This window comes from Koromonas soli (assembly GCF_059726265.1).
Map to the genome: position 1 here is coordinate 1,968,961 of NZ_AP040872.1, position 18,383 is coordinate 1,987,343.

Genomic DNA, 18,383 nt, shown 5'->3' on the forward strand with positions numbered 1-18,383 from the left:
CTACACCGATAACAAGCAGCTCGGCGATGCGACGCCGTGTTCTGTTCAGATGGGGATTAGGATGAGCGGTTCAGTCGGCCCTTTGTTCGCGAGTGTGCAAGACACTTCGAACAAGGTTCAATGGGGATGTCTTGGATTGAGCTACATCGTGCAGGCGACCGCGCTGGCAGCGTTGGTCGTATGCACTGTGGCCGCTCCGGCCATTGCTCCCAAGAGGGCGACAAAGATCGATCTAGTCGTACCAGCGCCGGAAAGCGCTCCCGCCGTATCCGTAGCCAAGGTCAAATCCGCCACCTATCCCGTAGCGGTAGAACTCTCGCAGCCGAAGCTCGAAGTGCCCCAAGCGCCGCTGCAAGCGCCACAAAGAATAAATCGACCTACCCCGGTAGCCGAGGTCGCACAACCGCAACTCGCAGCCCCAAAGCTCGATCCGAAATTGTTGAGTGTGGCTCCCCCGCAGAAGGCTATTCCGCGAATTGTCGCTACGAATACGTTCCCGGGAACGATGGACTCCGCGCCTCAGAAAGTAGCCTCCAACAAGGTTCAGAGCGCGGGCTTTGGCGATCCGAACGGAGTCGCTACAGCAAAGCGAGGCAGCACTCAGCCGACGCTCGCGGCCACTGGTGCTTTCGACGCGCCGCGCCATGATGTCCCCACCAGCGTGCGCGGAAACGTTTCCAGCGCAGGATTTGGCAACACCGTGACCGCCTCGGCCAGCCCGGCCCGGCCACAGGCGCGCATTCAATCAACCGGCTTTGGCGATTCAGCGACAACAACAGCATCGAGCGCTCCGCGTCGGCAGAGCACGCAATCGGCAACGACGGCGGTCTCAATTCAAAGTAAGCCGATCCCCGTATATACCCCCGAAGCACTCCAGCTTAGAGTGGAAGGGGAAGTCTTGCTCAACGTGGTTTTCACTGCAAGCGGACAGGTCCGCGTACTCAACGTAATTCGCGGGCTTGGTCATGGGCTCGACGAATCTGCACAACGCGCGGCTCAGGGATTAAAGTTCAGTCCGGCCATGCGCGACGGACATCCCGTGGATTCGACTGCAACATTGCGCATTGTTTTTCAGCTCTCATAGGAAACTGGATCGAGGATAGAGATGGATCGAAGACTGAAATATCTGCTGCTGTGTGCCGCAATGGCGGCGACCAGTGCTGCTTTTGCTGCTGATAAGCCTTCCCCGGCGCCCATTGCCACGACGTCATCGGCATTCGACCGCGTTGTGGACCGCGTGCTTGCTCGCGAAACAGAAAACGTGAAAACCTTGCGCACGTTTTCGCCGCTCGTTGAGACCTATCTTCAATCCATGCGCCCGGACAAAGAACTCGGGCTGGTTCCTTATGGCGACCAATATTTCCTCACTCGCGTCGCATTCAGGAAATCGCTGGAGGACATCTCCTTCCAGCCTCAGCCAGGATTCCTGTCTCGAGCCGTTAGCGGTATCACGAAGGGATTTAAGAGCCAGTTTGTAGCGCAAGGCTTCTCCTGGATGATGCTGATGGATATGCGCGGCGTGGACCGCGCCCATTACACCTTCGACTACCAGGGCCGTGAATTCGTCGGCGATCTGCGCTGCATCGTGATCGACGTTACGCCGAAACCGCACTCGGGCTCGGCACGATTTGTGGGCCGCATCTGGGTCGAGGACCGCGATTACAACATCGTCCGATTCAACGGCACATTCTCCTCGGGCAGCGCGGGACAGTACCTGCATTTCGATACCTGGCGGCTCAACATGCAGCCCGGCGTTTGGCTGCCCGCATACATCTACACCGAAGATCACGACTCCAAGGTCCGTGGCGGCGTTTATAAGGCTGAGACCCGCATCTGGGGATATAACGTCGGGAAGGGCCATGCCGAAAACGAATTCACCGAGGTGCTCGTCGATGACTCCAGCGCGGTGAAGGACAACAGCGAAGCCGTGCAGGACCTTCCACCTGTGGCCGCTCAGCGCGCGTGGCAGCGCCAGGCAGAAGACAACGTTGTCGAACGCCTGGAGCGCGGAGGATTGCTGGCAAGAACCGGCGAGGTGGACAAGGTTCTCAACACGGTGATCAACAACCTGGAGATTACGAATAATCTCGACATTGAGCCCGAAGTTCGCTGCCGCGTCCTGTTGACCTCGCCCGTCGAGAGCTTCACGATGGGGCACACCATCTTCGTCAGCCGGGGATTGCTGGATGTGCTTCCCGATGAGGCATCGCTGGCCGCGGTGCTCTCGCATGAATTGGCCCACATTGTGCTTGGCCATCCAACTGACACGACCTTCGCGTTCAAGGATCGCACCATCGTGCCGGACCAGCAGCTTCTGCGACGCATGCATTTCACCCGCACGCTGGAAGAGGAGCGCGAAGCAGACTCGAAGGCTTTGGCTTTGCTCCAGAACTCTCCCTATCACGACAAGCTGGATACGGTTGGCCTGTTCCTGCGCCAAGTCGAAGCACGCCGCAATTCGCTCTCACATCTGATTCGCTCTGAGATGGGCAACTCCCTGGCGATGGGTAGCTCGGGCGATCTCCGCATGCGCGCTCTGACCACCACCGCCCCGCGGCTTGAACCGAGGAAGGTCACGCAAATCGCCGCACTTCCGCTGGGTGGCCGCATCAAGGTCGATCCTTGGAACAACCGCATCGAAATCACGCGAAATAAGCCGGTTCCACTGCTCACGGCGCGAGAGAAGATGCCGTTCGAGGTAACGCCGATGTTCCCGCACCTGAGCCGCATCGCAACCGACACGCCGGAACTTAAGCCTGCTGAAAACGCGCAACCTGTGGACCAGCAGCCGCTCGCAACGGCTCCGGCTGCCACCGAATAGATTGCGAAAGATCACGTTTTAATCAGGGTCCGCTTCGGCGAACCCTTTTTTGCGTGTTGAAAGTAGGATTTCTTAGTGAGAGGCCCTAGATGAGAGAATACGGAGGTGCATTATAGGTCCAGCTCCGAACCCTACAAGGGCCCTCCGATAAAAGTATTCAAAGCACTTCCCGAGATCTGGGCGCTCATGCGTCCCCGGCGCAGGCTGCTCGTTGTCGGCTTTATCTTGATGGTGATCAACCGCATCACCGGCCTTGTGCTGCCAGCCTCGACCAAATTCCTTGTGGATGACGTCGTGGGTAAGCATCACGCCTGGCTGTTGGGGCCGCTGGTGGGAACAGTGCTGCTTGCGACAATCGTGCAGGGCATCACATCCTTCGCCCTCACTCAAACGCTCTCCAAGGCCGCACAGAAGCTCATTGCTGAACTGCGCAGTCGCGTGCAGGAGCACGTTGGGCGATTGCCACTCCAGTACTTCGATTCCAACAAAGTCGGAACTCTAGTGTCACGCATCATGACCGACGTGGAAGGCGTGCGCAACCTGATTGGCACCGGCCTGATCGATTTTGTTGGCGGCCTGCTCACGGCAGTCATTGCGTTCGTCGTACTGGTACGCATAAGCCCGGTGATGACGGCCATCGCATTCGGATTCCTGCTGGTGTTCGGAGTAGTGCTGCGCAAGGCCTTCAAGATCATTCGTCCTATCTTTCGCGAGCGCGGCAAGATCAACGCTGAAGTCACTGGACGCCTCACCGAATCCCTCGGCGGAGTTCGCGTCGTAAAGGGATACCACGCCGAAGCCAGAGAGCACGACGTATTTGCCGCCGGCATCGACCGCCTGCTACAAAACGTCTTCCGCACCCTGACTGCCTCCTCGCTCATGGGTCTGTCGTCGGCCATGCTGATGGGCGTCGTGGGTGCCATCGTCATGTTCATGGGTTCGCGCCAGATTCTTGCCGGCAAGCTCACCATGGGCGGCTATTTCACTTACATCATGTTCCTTGGCTATCTCGCCGCGCCGCTGTTCCAGGTAGTTGGCATTGGCACGCAGATCACTGAAGCGCTGGCTGGGCTGGAACGCACTCGCGAGGTGCTGAACGAGCATCCCGAGGACGAAGACCCTGAGCGCACGCAGACAATGGGCCGGATCGAAGGAGAGATCGAGTTCCGCGATGTGACCTTTGGCTACACGCGCGAAAAGACCGTGCTGCACTCCGTAAGCTTCGAGGCGTCACCCGGAACTTTGACTGCTCTCGTCGGCTCCTCTGGTTCAGGCAAATCGACCATCATTTCCCTGCTCGCAGCATTTCATAAACCGCAATCGGGTCAGGTGCTGGTGGATGGAATTGATCTGTCGAAAGTGCGGCTCGAGACCTACCGCAGCCAGCTCGGTGTGGTGTTGCAGGACTCATTCCTCTTCGACGGCACGATTCGCGAAAACGTGGCTTTCTCTCGCCCTGGTGCTACCGAAGAACAGATCATGGAAGCCTGCCGCATCGCGCGCGTCGATGAGTTTGCCGAATCCTTCGACGACGGATACAACACGATCATCGGTGAGCGTGGCGTCAAGCTAAGCGGCGGTCAGCGCCAGCGACTCTCCATTGCCAGGGCGATCCTGGCCGACCCGCGAATCCTGATACTCGACGAGGCGACGTCGAGTCTCGATTCCGAGTCGGAAGCCATTATCCAGAGCGGCCTCGCATACCTCATGCGCGGGCGCACCACATTCGTCATCGCACATCGACTCTCCACAATTCGCAAAGCGGACCAGATTCTGGTTGTCGAGGCGGGACGTATCGTGGAGCGCGGCACCCATGCGAAGCTGCTGCTGCACGAGGGCCGCTATTACGATCTCTACACGCGCCAGCACGGTCTGGAAGAAAACCTGTTTCTGGCGCCCGGAGAAGGCGATCCGCGCTGATGCACTAAGGCTTAGCCGCCTCAGCATGAGCATGGGTTGGTGCGACTCCCGCGGGATGCGCGGCGTGTTCGGAGAGCTGATGAAACAGAGCCGCCGCTCGCGCCGTATCCTCGGGAGTGCCCGTCTCCAGCACGACAAAGTCTTCGCGGTCCGCTCTGTTCACATTTGCCTGGAAAGCTCCCTGTGATTTATGCGCTGCCACTTCCCAGCTCACGACGATGCGGTAGTCGAGAGCATTGTTGAATCCGAACTTCACAGTGCGATCTGTAGAAAAGACTTGCGGCAGTGCGGTTATCGGGTGCTTCGGGCTCTGAAATGGCTGCCATGCCAATTTCGTCTCTGAGTCGCTGCGCGTCGCCTGGCACCCCAGCACGACGGGCTTGCGTCCCGTCAACTGCTGAACGGCATTGATCGCCGTGACGGTCGCTGCCTTGTGGCCGCCATGAGTTTGCGGCGATGGAAAAAGCGTGAATACAAAATCATAATTACCCGACGCAAGCCGCCGTCCTATTGCTGGCAGCACTACGCCCGGGTGCCAGTGCTGGCCTAGCACCTCTTCGATATCCTGCGTGTAGCGGAGGTCTGGCTCGTCGAGGAAAAAATGATTCGCAATCCCCAGCACGCGCCCCGCTTCCAGCAGTTCCCGTTTTCGGATCTCCGGCAGAGCGGCGTGTCCCGTAGCCTCATCCGTAAGTGCGACACCGTAGTAGGACTCGGCCAGCAGCGAATAACGATATCCGCCTTCGCCATTGGTGACCACCAGTTGATCGACTGTACCACCAAGATTGTGCGTGATCTCATACACGGTTGCGGCAAAGCAGGTCTCATCATCCGGATGTGCTACGACAATCAGGGCACGAATTGGCGATGCTGTCGTGGCGGGCTGTTGCGCAACGGCGATTCCTGTCAGCAGCAGGAAAATCAGTGAGAACACGATCGCACGCACGACCGAAAACGATTTCTCCATCAAACGCTCCGAAAGTGAATCAGATGTTGCGTCTCTGAGTGTAGTCGCAAGCGGCGCATCACACCAAGCAGGCACTCCGGTTTGGGGGATTCGCGTAACACGAAGTATATTCAAAGCAATGCACACGAGCCCTCAGCAAGGTCCTCCCGCAGCACCGAATGGCAAGTCGGGACTGGAACGCGGACTGACATTGCTTCCGGCAACTGCGCTCAACATGGTGGACATGATCGGCGTCGGTCCTTTCGTGACGCTACCCCTCATGGTCGCCGCCATGCATGGTCCGCAGGCCGTTTATGGCTGGATCGCCGGAGCCGTGCTGGCCCTTAGCGATGGCCTCATCTGGGCCGAACTCGGTGCCGCAATGCCGCGCGCTGGCGGGTCGTATGAGTACCTGAAGCAAATCTACGGACCGCAAAAATTCGGACGGCTGCTTTCATTCTTGTTTGTGTTTCAACTCGTGTTCAGCGCTCCGGTCTCCATGGCCACCGGATGCATCGGGCTTGGGGGCTACGCGGCCTACATCGTGCCTGCCCTTGCAAAGGTCTTCTGGCACACAACCGTCGCCTTCCCCATGATGGGAACAGTACGGCTGGTCTTTGAACTCTCGGGCGCCACGCTGCTCGCCATGTTGGCCGCGGCCTTCGCGACGTTTCTCGTGTACCGGCATATAAGCGGCGTGGGTCGCGTCTCGAAATTCCTATGGGTGGGAGTGCTGGGCACGCTTGCCTTTGTCATCTACGTTGGGCTCTCGCATTTCAACTACTCTCTGGCCTTCCCAACCGGATGGGCCAAGCCCGTTCCCGGATTCAGCGCGGCCTTTGCCGGCGCACTGCTGGTAGCTCTCTACGACTACTGGGGCTACTACAACATCTGCTTTCTTGGCGAAGAAGTAGTCGATCCCGCACGCACAATCCCGCGCTCGATGCTGCTCTCGATTGCCGCCGTTGCGACGCTCTACATCGCCATGAACGTCAGCGTGCTGGGCGTGATGCCTGTGTCGCAAATCGCGGCGATGTCTGGCAGCACTGCGCACAACTCCGTTGTGGCAAAAGCTGCCGAGATCATCTACGGACGCTGGGCCGGCACGCTGGTTTCGTTACTGGTGATCTGGACGGCCTTCGCCTCGGTCTTCTCGTTGCTGGCGGGGTACTCAAGAATTCCCTTCGCTGCCGCACGAGATGGAAATTTCTTCGCACTGTTTCGCCGCGTGCATCCTAGCGGACACTTCCCCACCGCGAGCGTTCTGCTGCTTGGCGGACTCGCCTGCTTGTTCTGCATCTTCCAACTGCGCGATCTCGTCAGCGCACTCGTTGTAATCCGAATTCTGCTGCTCTTCCTGCTTCAGGCCGTTGGCGCAGTGGTGTGGCGCATCACACATCCAGCACAGCCCAGACCCTTCCGCATGTGGCTCTACCCTCTTCCTGTTTTGATAACGATCAGTGGTTTCTCGCTCGTACTGCTGGACAAGTTGCCACTTGTGGGCCGCGCAATGATTTTCGCCGGAGTTGGCATCGTTGCGTTTCTATTGCTCTCGCTGCGGACAAAGAATTGGCCCTTCGCCACCTCGCAGGAATAACGAGCAAAGCGGGCAGTGAAGTTCGTCACTGGAAGTGCAACGTAAGCCCTGCACTCAATCCAAACGGATAGCCGGGAGTGCCGTGAATCCGCGCTTCCACCGGTGCGCCTGGCACGATGCGTGAGTCAAACAGATTCTGCGTCTCGTAATAGCGCTTGTTGTTCAGATTATCGATCGCCAGGTTCCAGTCGAGCCCGTGACGCAATCGTTTGGTCAGCGCGAAATCGATGACATCGAGCCCGCTAGCGTGTCCGAACGCCGAAGTCGAGTATGGCCCCGCGGCGGCTACCGAAGTCTCATCCGAATTCACCAGCAGGTAGCGGCTGATGTGGCGATAGCGAATTGAACTGAACAGGCCGTGCCACCCGTTCAGTGTCAGGCTGGAGTTAGCGACCGTATGTGGCGCACTATCGACGTATTGGCGCGGACGCGTACCAAGATAAAATGCGTTTGATACCTGCGTCACGCCCGCCATCCAGCTCAGATGTTGAGTGAGTTGCGCCGACGCTTTGATCTCCCACCCATAGGAACGGCTCGGCCCCTGATACTGCATAGTCCCGTTATCCGCGTCGTACACATCCTCGTGTTGGCGATTGATCAAAAACAAGTCCGTGCTGGCTGAAAATCGCTTCAGGTTATGCGAAGTTCCCAGCATAAAGAAGTCCGTCGCTGCCGCTTTTGGCGACGATGGCGCAAGCGCAATGCCACGTGCGTCCTGACTCGTGACCGCACGCCCGTAGTTGAAGTGCAACGACGTCGGAACTCGCTCCGAAGGCGTGTACACCACATTCACTTTTGGCTCGGCATAGCCTGAGTAGCTGAGCCCATCAACCCGCGAGCCAACCCGGTCCACCACGTTAAAACGATAGCCGTCATATCGAAGGCCGAGTTCCATGTGAACGTGCGGCAAGTCGATTCCCTGCTGCGCATAGAATGCACTATTCGTAATGTGCGCGTTATCTTCCATCCATGGAATGCCCTCGACAGGAGCAATGATTCTGCGATCCTGCTGATGGAAGAGACCGACATTGATCCAGCTGTCGAACAGGTTGCCCCCGGCTACAAGGAGAGCGGGCCGCCCCAGCAGCTTTCCCGCATGAACAAACTGCGCGCTCGTCCCGTCCTGCAGACGAGAATCGTGTTGCTGAATGCCGTCGCCGTGAACTGGATCGTTAAGGAAGAATGTGAAATCCGAGTACAGATCGAACAAAGAACGTGTGACGAACGCATCGACACGAAGCGTGTCATTCGCCGACAGGTTTGCTTTGTAGTACGCCGACGCAGTCGCATTGCGAGCCCTTCCTCCATCGCTCGGATCCATGTATCCAAAACGATCCAGCCTGCCCAGCATCACCTGATCGAGCGGAAGCTGCCCCGAAGAATCGAATTGATTGTGGCCAACATTGAATCGCACTCCGAGAGACTGCGCGCCGTTCAACTTCACCGTGTAATTCCCGGTCAGGTTGTCGCGCACATAATGCAACGGGAGCTTGAACGGCCCATTGGTATAAGCGTGCTCCCATGCCAGGAAGCTGTCCGTTTTCGCAAGCCGCGGACTCCACGAAGCAAACGTCCGATAGGCATCAAACGATCCGCCTTGAACGCGCAGGTTCCAGACGTTTTCAAGCCGCTCTTTCTGCCGGATATGGACCACTCCCAATGCCGAGAAGTCACCATACTCCGCGTTGAAAGGCCCATTCACAATATCGACGCCGTCCACCAGTTCCGGACTTACCGACTTGAGTGCTCCGAGATAGCCCTGTCCATGCGCCTGCGTCCCCTGGTTCTGGGGAACATCGTCCACCAGCACTTTCAGACCGCCATTTGCACCACCATGATCGAGGTTGAATCCGAAGCGACGTACCTCCAGCGATTTGCCTCCGCCCTCGTGTTGCCCGGCGTTGATGCCGCTATCGAGTGTTTCCATCAACTGATCATCGCGAGAGAAAAGCGTTTCCTGGTACACCGTTCCGTCTCGCCGATCGATCGATGGATCAGCGGCTTTGGCCGTGATAACCAGGCTCTCCTGCGCCATTGGGATGGCATAACGAACCTGCAGACGAAGCGCACTCGTTGATGTGTAGGACGCGATTTCCTGATGCAGCGGTGCGATGAACTTGCCGGTTACCGAGATTTTTGATGAGCCCTGCGGTACACACAACCGAAACAAACCATGCGCATCGGCGCTGGATTGCACGAGACCACCCTCGGCGCGCACCGAAACATTTACGCCCGGCACTGCCTCTCCGCGATCATTCACGACTATGCCGGAGATAATGCGACAGTCCGTGTTCGTTTGCGCGAGGAGGATAGATGGAGCAAACACTACAAGCAGGTGCAGCAGAAAACTCGCACTAGACCTGAACCTCAGTCGCCAGAGGCAAATTTCGCGCAACTTCGGTTTGTGCACACTGCGCCCCTGTCTGCGATAAGTGGGAAGGACAGATGTGGATCTGCTCTACAAAGATGATGTCATATGTAACACGATTCTGTAAATCGTGTGATCGCCAAATCGGGGCTATTCGGCGGAAATGCATTTCGAAGTAATTACAAGCTTTCGCCAGTCGTGGTCATCACGAGCTTGCCGTGCTTGACGCCTTTCATGCTGAGCATGTGGTCGGCCAGATGTTTTACCTCGCCTGCGCGGCCTTTCATGATAACGACCTCAAGGCAGTTGTTCTTGTCGAGGTGGACATGTGTGGCCGCCAACACATTTCCATGATGATGGTGCTGCGCAGCATTGAGCTTGTTCGACAACTCGGGCCGATGGTGGTCATACACCATGGAAAGCGTTGCAACGACCGGCTTATTGACGCTGATGTCTTCAGCCACCAGCATCTCGCGAATCAGATCGCGCAACGCTTCAGAGCGATTGCCATAGCCGCGTTTGGCAATAACTTTGTCGAATTTCTCCAGAAGATCCTGCTCGATGGAAACACCGGTTCTAATCAGTTCAGCCATTCCGCCGTCCTCTGCGCCTCATTGCGTTTGATACGCGATTTCCACCAGCACGTCTTCGGGTGCCACCTGGATTTCCAGCGAGCCTTCCTGCGGCACGGCGTCAATAGGCAACCGGTCGCGATAGAGCACGAAGCGCAGGTTGAAAGTGTTTCCTTCTTCTGCGTCTACAAGCTTCATCGGTACTTTGATCTCCAGGACCTTCCCAATCGCAATCTCCACGCCTTGTGCCTTACTCTGCGAAGCTATAATGCTCTTCCCGTTGCGCAGCTTCCAATTCGTAAGCTGCTCGTTCACCAATTCGATATCGAGATGATATGTCTTCAGTATCTGCTCGCCATCGCGCAAGGCCAGTTGCAGCGCAGCCGTGCTGTTACCGTCCGGCAGCTTGGCAGTGAAATCCAGGCGTGCATAGAGATTTGTCTCGTCGATGCCTGCAAACAGCGCCTCAAGTACGAAGAGCTTGCCATGCATGCTGCCGCCGCGGCGGTCGCTCGAGAACATAGCAGCGCCCATCCAGTCGAAATAGCTACTGACCTGTCCGTCGATGCTGGGCCGCACATACGCCGTCTGAGGAACGAATGTCGAACGAGTCAGCACGCCGGAGATAGGGCGCGCAAGGTGATCGGGAGGAACTCCGCCCAAAGCCGTGTACACATTGGAGAGATGCTTGCGATAGAGCTCATCGAAATCGCGGTCGTTTGCCGAGTGATGCTCCGGACCATACCACCAGTTCCAGTCACTTCCCTCTGCGATCAGCAACTCCTCGTACGCAAGATCGCGATCGGCACTCTTGGCTCGGCTTGAGTTGGCCTCAAAGAAGTCGCGTGCCTGGTTCAGATAATCCCATGCCTTATTATCTTCCGGCGCACCAATCCAAACATTGAAGTTCGCATTGATCCACGATCCCGGAACCAGCCCGCGCAACTTGCCAACCGACTCCGGCTGTTGCCGCTCGATGGCCTCCGAGACTGTGATCGGCTCAATCTGAGAATCGCGTTGCAGTCCGTCGTAGAAACGGCGCAGGAAATCGCGCCCGTTTCCGTCATAGCTTTCCCAGGCGTTTTCGCCATCGAGAATAATCGAGAGCACTGCGTCACGGCCGGTTTCTACAACCGGCGCAGCTGCCCGCTTGATGCTGTTCAACAAATGCCCCGCAGCATCAGCCGAGCTCATGCCTGCATACACAAACCCAAGCAGATCGCTGATGCGGTGATCGCGGAACACCAGGTTCATCGCCGAGTTGTCGCGCTCCCAGCAGTAAATGTTGTAGAGCTTTTCGGCGCTGTTGCGATCGAGGAATCCATCTCCGTCGCGCAGCATTTCATGGCCAATGCTGCGTCCAAGCACACCTTCGTCGGTTGCCATCCACTTCACGCCAAGCTGTGCGGCAATGCTCAACGCCTCATCCGAGACCGAACCTTCGCTCGGCCACATGCCTGCCGGACGCACGCCAAAGGTGCGCTCATGCGAATTCAGCGCACGGCGAATCTGTTCCTCTGCATCTTCCGGACGGCGGAATCGCTCTGTTGGCAGCGGCAGCCCTGGTACAGACTCCCGGCCTGCATTGGTGTCGCAAACCAGCGGCAGAATCGGGTGATAGTACGGTGTCGCCGACAACTCGACCGATCCTCGTCTGGCTGCCTCTCGATACGTCGGCAGGACGCCCCGGAGAATCTCGTGCTGCTTGCTCAGTACGAAACGCTGGTCTTCGTCGCTAAAATCCTGACCTTTATCGATCAGCGCTTTTACACCTGCGTCCTCAAGGTAGTACTCGTCGAACCAGGCAATCTGCGAAAGTACCTGCAAGTCGCGATAATCACGTTCGGAAAATGTGATTGCGGCATTGGCCGGGTCTGGTCCTGCGGCGCGCACCTGCTCCCACAGACTTCGGTAGCGCGGATATCTGCCGATCATGTGCTCGCCATGCGCCTGAAAGAAGTACGTCAGGGCAAAGTGCTTTTCGTCGAGGCTCAACTCTGATGCGGGCTTGGCGGCCACGTCCCAGAAAGGGTCGCGGAACATCCCAGAGTTGTAATCCTCAATCTGCGCCACCAGCGAAGGCACGAGATTGAAGTTCTGATGAACCTGCGGGAACTCTTCCAGCAGCTTCACCATCCCGTAATAGTCTTTGAGCGCGTGCAAACGCACCCAGGGAAGGCGATATTCGCCACTGACCAGATCCTTGTAAAAAGGCTGGTGCATATGCCAGAGAAGGAGAAGTCGGATTTTACCTTGAGCCATCGAATGTGAACGAAACGGTACAGAATGCCAGGAACTTGATTAGGATAGCAGCCCCGCAGCTTTCACCGCCATGCTAGACTCACGAAAGAACATTAGTCTCAACAAAAGGTTTTTTGCCGGTTGCGCCCGTGAAGATTCTCTCGCGCTACATTCTTAGCGAAATCGTGCAGCACGCCCTGATCGGCGCATCCCTGTTCACCTTCGTCATCTTCATGCGCGATCTCGGCAAGCTCCTGGAGATTGTCGTTCGCAACAGCGCTCCACTTCCGAGCGTAGCCGAGCTTTTCTTCCTCACCCTCCCCGTCGCCTGCACCATCACCATTCCAATGGGCCTGCTGGTCGGAGTGTTGCTCGGCCTGAGCAGGCTCGCTGCCGACAGCGAAATCACCGCCATGCGCGCCAGCGGGTTAGGTGCCTGGAGATTCGTACGCATCATCTCAATCTTCGCCGTTGCGACCTGGCTCATGGCATTAGCCAACAGTGTCTGGCTCGCGCCAATGTCTTCGGCTGCGTTGGCACGCCTGCAAAATAAGCTAAAGAGCTCGCAAGCATCCTTTGAAGTGCAGCCCCGAGTTTTCTACGAAGACTTCAAGAACATGGTGCTATACGTCGAGGACGTTCGTGCGGGATCGAATGCATCTGAGTGGCGTGGAGTCTTCTTAGCCGACGTTTCCGATCCAACCGCCCCGAAGATCACCGTAGCGCGAAACGGCTTGATCATCTCCGATGGCCCCGACCTGATACGCATGCACCTGAATCAGGGCTCGCAGCAGGTGGTGCAATCACGTCACCCTGAACAGTACGAGATTTCTACTTTCGGTCACACCGATATCCCCATTTCGCTACCCAAGCCCGATGAAGCCAAGCAGGAATTGGTGCCGGTAAGTGAAATGAGCACCGCGGAACTTTGGTATCGCGGGCACCATCCTGAGGCGGACAAAACAAAGCCGCGCAATGCTCAGGACACTCCCGCCGCCCGAGCCCGCTGGAACCTCGTCGAATTCCATCGCCGTTTCGCCTTGCCGACCTCATGCCTCGTCCTGGCGCTGGTTGGAATTCCACTTGGACTGTCGTCGAAGAAGGGCGGCAAGAGCATGGGATTCGTGCTCACCATTGCGCTGGTCTTCCTGTACTACTTCGTCTCCCTTACAGGAATCTCGCTCGGACGCAGTGGAAAGATTCCTCCCGGCATTGGCGTGTGGAGCGCAAACGTCCTCTTCTTCTTCGCTGGAGTCTTTCTGCTCTACCGCATGGATCGCGCCATTATCGACATTGGCTCGCTTCGCGGTTTGTGGGACTCGATACGTGAGCGCTTCACTCCGCGTGAACAGGAAAAAGAACCGCGGAAAACTATCTTGGGAATCTCGCGAGCGAGCGACAAACCATTCTGCCGGGGCAAGTACAGCCTGCGCTATCCGTTGCTCCTCGATGAACTCATCCTGCGCGACTTTGCCATGTACCTCGGGATGATCCTGGTTTCCTTCATCCTGCTAACGCTGATTTTTACCTTCTTCGAACTGCTCGGCGACATCGTTCGCAATCGCATTCCGCTCGTCATGGTCGGCAAGTATCTGCTCAACGTGACGCCGTCGATGATTTACATCATGACGCCGCTGAGCGTGCTCCTGGCTGTCCTCACCACCATCGGCCTCCTGCAGAAGAGCAACGAGATCACCGCGATGAAGGCTACCGGAACCAGCATCTATCGCGTAATCTTCCCCGTACTCGTAATCGCCGCCATCCTCAGCGTGGGATTGTTCTTCTTCGACCAGTTCTATATTCCCGGAGCCAATCAGCGTCAGGAAACGATTCGCAACCAGATCAAAGGCAAGCCCGCGCAGACTTATCTGCGCCCCGACCGAAAGTGGATCTTCGGCGAACACCACACGATCTACTACTACGAGTTCTTCGACCCTGATCAGAACACGTTCGTTAACGTGACGGCCTTCCAGTTCGATCCAACCACGTTCGAGTTGACCGGAAGAGTTCACGCCGCGCGCGCTCACTGGTCTGAGGAGATGAGCAAGTGGATCTTCGAGCAAGGTTGGGCGAGAGGGTTCCGCGGCGCGGCTATTCAGGACTTCCATCAGTTCGACGCGCAGACCTTCCCCACGCTCGTTGAGCCGCCAATGTACTTCAAGAAGGAAGTGCGCCAGAGTTCCGAGATGAACTATCAGGAGCTGCGCTCCTACATCGCCGACCTGCAACAGAGCGGCTTTGATGTTGTCCGCCTGCGCGTGCAGTTGCAGAAAAAGTTTGCCTACCCGCTCATCACGCTCGTGATGGCCATTCTCGCCGTGCCTTTCTCGTTGTCCGCAGGACGCAAAGGAGCGCTCACTGGAATTGCCGTAGCGCTTTCCGTTGCCATCGTGTACTTCGTCGCCGCCGGACTGTTCGAGGCCATGGGGAACGCCAGCCAACTGCCTGCAGCCATGGCGGCTTGGGCGCCAGACCTCATTTTCGGATTCCTCGGCGGCTACCTCCTTCTCAAGGTTCCAACATAGCCGCCGGTCGCTCGCGACCTCCGCTGTTACAATCGCATCTGTATAGAATCGACAGTTCCACAGGTGATTAGCTTTGCGATTGTCAGAATTCCGGCCACTGCTCCCCTATATGAAGCGTCACTGGAAGGGGTTTCTCGCCGGCACAGTTGCTGTTTTCTGCAATAACGGAATCTGGGTCCTCAGTCCGCTCCTCATCAAGCGCATCATCGACGACCTTAATCGCGGCGTCACTCATGGCAAGCTGCTCACATGGTGCTGCCTGCTTGTCGCTGTCGCCGCTGGCAAGGGCATATTCCAATTCCTGACGCGCTGGATCGTCATCGGAATCTCGCGCGAAATCGAGTTCGACCTGCGAAACGATCTCTTCCGCCACCTTGAGGCCCTCGACGGCGGATTCTACCAACGCACCCGTACCGGCGACATCATGGCCCGCGCCACCAACGATCTGAACGCGGTCCGCATGCTGCTTGGACCGGCGATCATGTATTCGGCCAACACCCTTGTATTCACCACAGGCGCGCTGATCTTCATGACCCGCATCAGCCCCAAGCTCACGCTCTGGGCCTTCTTACCGCTTCCCATCGCCAGCATCATCGTCCAGTACTTCGGCACCCGCATTCATGAGCGTTTCGAGCGCATCCAGGCCAAGTTCAGCGACATCAGCGCCCGCGCACAGGAGAACTTCTCCGGGGCTCGCCTCATTCGCGCCTACGCTCAGGAAGAAGCGGAAATCGCTCTCTTTGAAACCGAAAACATCGCCTACATCAATCGTTCTATGCCGCTCGCTAGGCTCATGGGAATGCTCTGGCCTACGCTGGAGATGATGCTGGGCTTCGCTCTGGTCATTGTGCTCTGGGTCGGCGGCAAAGAAGTGCTACTGCACCGAATCTCGGTCGGAAGCTTTGTCGCATTCACCACCTACATGGTTCAACTCACGTGGCCGATTATCGCCCTCGGTTGGGTCATCAACATCTTCCAGCGCGGCACCGCTTCCATGCAGCGCATCGACGAAATCCTGCGGCAGAAACCGGCCATTGCCGACAATCCAGCTCTAATTACCGCTCCGCCCGACACAGAAATCAGGGGCGAGATTGAATTCCGCAATCTGACTTTCGCCTACGACCGGCGTTCTACGCTGGCCAACTCCGGCCAACCAGCCACCGTAAAGCCCGGTACGCCCGTTCTGCGCAAGGTGAACCTGCGCGTCCCTGCCGGCACCAGCCTGGCGATCGTGGGTCCCACCGGTTCCGGAAAATCCACTCTGGTCTCGCTGATTCCCCGCATCGCCGATGCCGACCCCGGAGCGGTGCTGATCGATGGGCGCCCTATTCGCGAGTACCCGATTGAAACGCTGCGTCGCCAGATCGGATTCGTGCCGCAGGAAACCTTCCTGTTCAGCGCGACCATTCGCGAGAACATCACCTTCGGAACCGACAGCGCCACTGATGAGCAGGTACTTCGAGCTGCCCAGATCTCGCGCATTGCCGACGATGTCGAGAGCTTTCCCGAGAAGTACGACACCATGGTTGGCGAGCGCGGCCTCACTCTCTCCGGAGGTCAGAAGCAGCGCACAGCTATAGCGCGTGCCGTCATCCGCGAGCCTCGAATCCTTGTGCTGGATGACGCATTAGCCAGCGTCGATACCCAGACCGAAGACCACATCCTGAACGGCCTTCGCGGAATCATGCAGGGCCGCACGACCATCTTCATCTCTCACCGTGTTTCAACCGTGCGCAATGCAGACCGCATTGCAGTGCTGCACAAGGGCGAGATCGTGGAATACGGCACCCATGACGAGTTGATCGCTTTAAACGGGTACTACACGGACCTGCATGACAAGCAGCTTTTGGAAGAGGAGCTCGAAACCGCCTAGCGCACCAGCAACACTTCGCGGATGCTTTCCTTGCCGAGGAAGAATTTGATCGAGGTGTAGTCGTGGAAGAGGTTCTCCACGTGACGGTTCTGAAACACGCGTTGTAATTGGAAGTGGGGTCCCTGCTGTAATTCCAGAGTATCTTCCGCCGTGATATGGAATCGGTAGAACGGAGCTTCAGGCCCTGCGTCCCTTGTATGGAAGAAGGCCAGTAACACCGCCTTTGGCTTGGTGATCTGATAGATGCGGTCGATGACCGGTTTCACCACCGGTTCCGGCAGGTAATCGCAAACGTCCCACAGCAGCACAGCGTCAAAAGATTCGTTCTCATACTGCAAGTCTTCCGCCAGGAAACGGTCCACATCGACCGTGGTGCTACCTTCTTCAGGTCCGGGAACCACCAACCTGCTGGCATTCGCCTCCATCAGCACATCTTCGTTATAGGCCTTGTGGCCCAGTCCGGTGATGAACTGAATATTGCTGCTCGAGGTGGAACCAAGGTCCAGAATTCGTTGCCCGTCCGGGCGCAGGATAGACCGGGTAAACTGATGGAATCCGGTCGAGCGGCGGGGAATGCGTGGCGCACTTTCGCCAGCGACCGATTGCTGCTGTGCGCTACCCCCAAAGATGTTGCGAAAGAAGCCCAAGTGGAACCTGACCGGAGTGGGGAATGTGGGATCGGTCACTCGTTACGCCGATCCCAATACTCTCAATTCTACTTCTTTTCGGCCCCGGCTGATGCGCCGGAAGCTGGGCCATTGAACAGCGGCGTAGCAGCAGTGGCCGCAGCCTGCACCGTTGGGCGAGCTGGCTCGGCTTTCGCTTTGCCCTCTGCCTTCCGGATGTCGATGGAACCCTTGAAATATGCGCCATCTTCGATAACGATGCGCTGCGTGTTGATATCGCCGTTGAGCACAGCGGACTTTTTCAGCTCGACCTTTTCGACTCCGGTGACATTCCCGTCCACCTTGCCCTGAACAACCACGTCCTTGGCATACACGTTGGCGCGAACGCGACCATTGGGGCCGATCACCAGGTTGTGCTCGCGGAGATCGATGCTCCCCTCGACCTCACCGTCAAGGAAGAGGTCTTCGCTTCCGGTGAGTTCGCCTTTGATGATCACAGATTTACCGATGTGCGCCACATCAGTGCGATGGTTATCCACTTTTGGAATCTCCAGAGTGCGAGGTTGATACGATGTCGTTGCCGGGACCACCGGTGCCGGCGGCTGCGGAGTAGGTGTCGCGAACGGCTTTTCGTCTTCTCTGCGCGTTTTCCACATTTTGGGAACACTCCCATTCGTTCGGCGGCCGCAAGACGGAGGCCAGCCTTTTTCGCCATTCCCGGGGAATAGCAGAAATCTTCGGCTCACTTGACTATAGCGAACCGCGGAGCCAGCGGCAATTACCTACAAAATCATTTTACGCCTTTCACTGCCTTATTCCTGCCCGGCCCGCCCATAGAAATCCAGATGTTTTGCCCTGAAGCCACGTTCGTCTCATACGTTTGATTGGGAATAG

At 57.4% G+C, this 18,383-nt stretch carries 12 protein-coding genes; 6 read left to right on the top strand and 6 right to left on the bottom strand.

Annotated features, from left to right (window positions below; translation table 11 throughout):
* Positions 1–61: 61 nt before the first annotated feature.
* From AC6IY8_RS08610 to AC6IY8_RS08620, 3 genes are all read left to right on the top strand, one after another.
* On the top strand, positions 62–1,084 hold the full coding sequence (locus tag AC6IY8_RS08610; protein ID WP_497778385.1) for an energy transducer TonB: 1,023 nt from the start codon (positions 62–64) through the stop codon (positions 1,082–1,084).
* A gap of 21 nt (positions 1,085–1,105) precedes the next feature.
* Positions 1,106–2,821 carry a M48 family metalloprotease gene (locus AC6IY8_RS08615; protein WP_497778386.1) on the top strand — a complete coding sequence of 572 codons (1,716 nt, stop codon included), beginning with the start codon at positions 1,106–1,108 and terminating at the stop codon, positions 2,819–2,821.
* Positions 2,822–2,926: 105 nt separating this feature from the next.
* Positions 2,927–4,741 (top strand): ABC transporter ATP-binding protein, encoded by a 1,815-nt coding sequence (locus AC6IY8_RS08620; protein ID WP_497778387.1) that lies wholly within the window; start codon positions 2,927–2,929, stop codon positions 4,739–4,741.
* A 4-nt stretch (positions 4,742–4,745) separates the two neighbouring features.
* Here the strand turns inward: AC6IY8_RS08620 and AC6IY8_RS08625 are convergent, their stop codons facing one another.
* The gene (locus AC6IY8_RS08625) at positions 4,746–5,708 is read right to left on the bottom strand and encodes a PIG-L family deacetylase (RefSeq protein ID WP_497778388.1); all 963 of its coding nucleotides are present in this window, start codon (positions 5,706–5,708) and stop codon (positions 4,746–4,748) included.
* Positions 5,709–5,826: 118 nt separating this feature from the next.
* On the opposite strand from AC6IY8_RS08625, the gene AC6IY8_RS08630 reads away from it, so the two are divergent.
* Complete coding sequence (locus AC6IY8_RS08630; protein WP_497778389.1) at positions 5,827–7,284, top strand: APC family permease; 1,458 nt, start codon at positions 5,827–5,829, stop codon at positions 7,282–7,284.
* Between the two features lie 25 nt (positions 7,285–7,309).
* Here the strand turns inward: AC6IY8_RS08630 and AC6IY8_RS08635 are convergent, their stop codons facing one another.
* The 3 genes from AC6IY8_RS08635 to AC6IY8_RS08645 all read right to left on the bottom strand — a co-directional run bounded on the left by AC6IY8_RS08635 (position 7,310) and on the right by AC6IY8_RS08645 (position 12,486).
* Positions 7,310–9,523, bottom strand: a complete 2,214-nt coding sequence (locus AC6IY8_RS08635) for a TonB-dependent receptor (protein WP_497778390.1) — start codon at positions 9,521–9,523, stop codon at positions 7,310–7,312.
* Positions 9,524–9,831: 308 nt separating this feature from the next.
* Positions 9,832–10,245: a nickel-responsive transcriptional regulator NikR gene (gene nikR / locus AC6IY8_RS08640; RefSeq protein WP_497778391.1), complete on the bottom strand. Its 414-nt coding sequence runs from the start codon at positions 10,243–10,245 to the stop codon at positions 9,832–9,834.
* 18 nt (positions 10,246–10,263) lie between these two features.
* A complete protein-coding gene (locus AC6IY8_RS08645; protein WP_497778392.1) occupies positions 10,264–12,486 on the bottom strand; it encodes a glycoside hydrolase family 57 protein in 2,223 nt (740 codons plus the stop codon).
* 128 nt (positions 12,487–12,614) lie between these two features.
* Here AC6IY8_RS08645 and lptF point away from each other — a divergent pair, with 128 nt between their 5' ends.
* Together lptF and AC6IY8_RS08655 are read left to right on the top strand one after the other, a co-directional pair.
* Positions 12,615–14,990, top strand: a complete 2,376-nt coding sequence (gene lptF, locus AC6IY8_RS08650) for an LPS export ABC transporter permease LptF (RefSeq protein ID WP_497778393.1) — start codon at positions 12,615–12,617, stop codon at positions 14,988–14,990.
* Between the two features lie 109 nt (positions 14,991–15,099).
* Complete coding sequence (locus AC6IY8_RS08655; protein ID WP_497778614.1) at positions 15,100–16,863, top strand: ABC transporter ATP-binding protein; 1,764 nt, start codon at positions 15,100–15,102, stop codon at positions 16,861–16,863.
* Here the strand turns inward: AC6IY8_RS08655 and AC6IY8_RS08660 are convergent.
* Positions 16,860–17,549, bottom strand: a complete 690-nt coding sequence (locus tag AC6IY8_RS08660; RefSeq protein ID WP_497778394.1) for a methyltransferase domain-containing protein — start codon at positions 17,547–17,549, stop codon at positions 16,860–16,862. The two genes, AC6IY8_RS08655 and AC6IY8_RS08660, sit on opposite strands and share 4 nt — an antisense overlap.
* A 29-nt stretch (positions 17,550–17,578) precedes the next feature.
* Positions 17,579–18,145, bottom strand: a complete 567-nt coding sequence (locus tag AC6IY8_RS08665; protein WP_497778395.1) for a bactofilin family protein — start codon at positions 18,143–18,145, stop codon at positions 17,579–17,581.
* Positions 18,146–18,383: the final 238 nt, after the last annotated feature.

What these genes read in the sequence shown, in the direction of transcription:
- AC6IY8_RS08610 (WP_497778385.1), top strand. Translation starts at nt 62, where the DNA reads ATGAGCGGTTCAGTCGGCCCTTTGTTCGCGAGTGTGCAAGACACTTCG.
- AC6IY8_RS08615 (WP_497778386.1), top strand. Translation starts at nt 1,106, where the DNA reads ATGGATCGAAGACTGAAATATCTGCTGCTGTGTGCCGCAATGGCGGCG.
- AC6IY8_RS08625 (WP_497778388.1), bottom strand. Translation starts at nt 5,708, where the DNA reads ATGGAGAAATCGTTTTCGGTCGTGCGTGCGATCGTGTTCTCACTGATT.
- AC6IY8_RS08630 (WP_497778389.1), top strand. Translation starts at nt 5,827, where the DNA reads ATGCACACGAGCCCTCAGCAAGGTCCTCCCGCAGCACCGAATGGCAAG.
- nikR (WP_497778391.1), bottom strand. Translation starts at nt 10,245, where the DNA reads ATGGCTGAACTGATTAGAACCGGTGTTTCCATCGAGCAGGATCTTCTG.
- AC6IY8_RS08645 (WP_497778392.1), bottom strand. Translation starts at nt 12,486, where the DNA reads ATGGCTCAAGGTAAAATCCGACTTCTCCTTCTCTGGCATATGCACCAG.
- AC6IY8_RS08655 (WP_497778614.1), top strand. Translation starts at nt 15,100, where the DNA reads ATGAAGCGTCACTGGAAGGGGTTTCTCGCCGGCACAGTTGCTGTTTTC.
- AC6IY8_RS08665 (WP_497778395.1), bottom strand. Translation starts at nt 18,145, where the DNA reads ATGTGGAAAACGCGCAGAGAAGACGAAAAGCCGTTCGCGACACCTACT.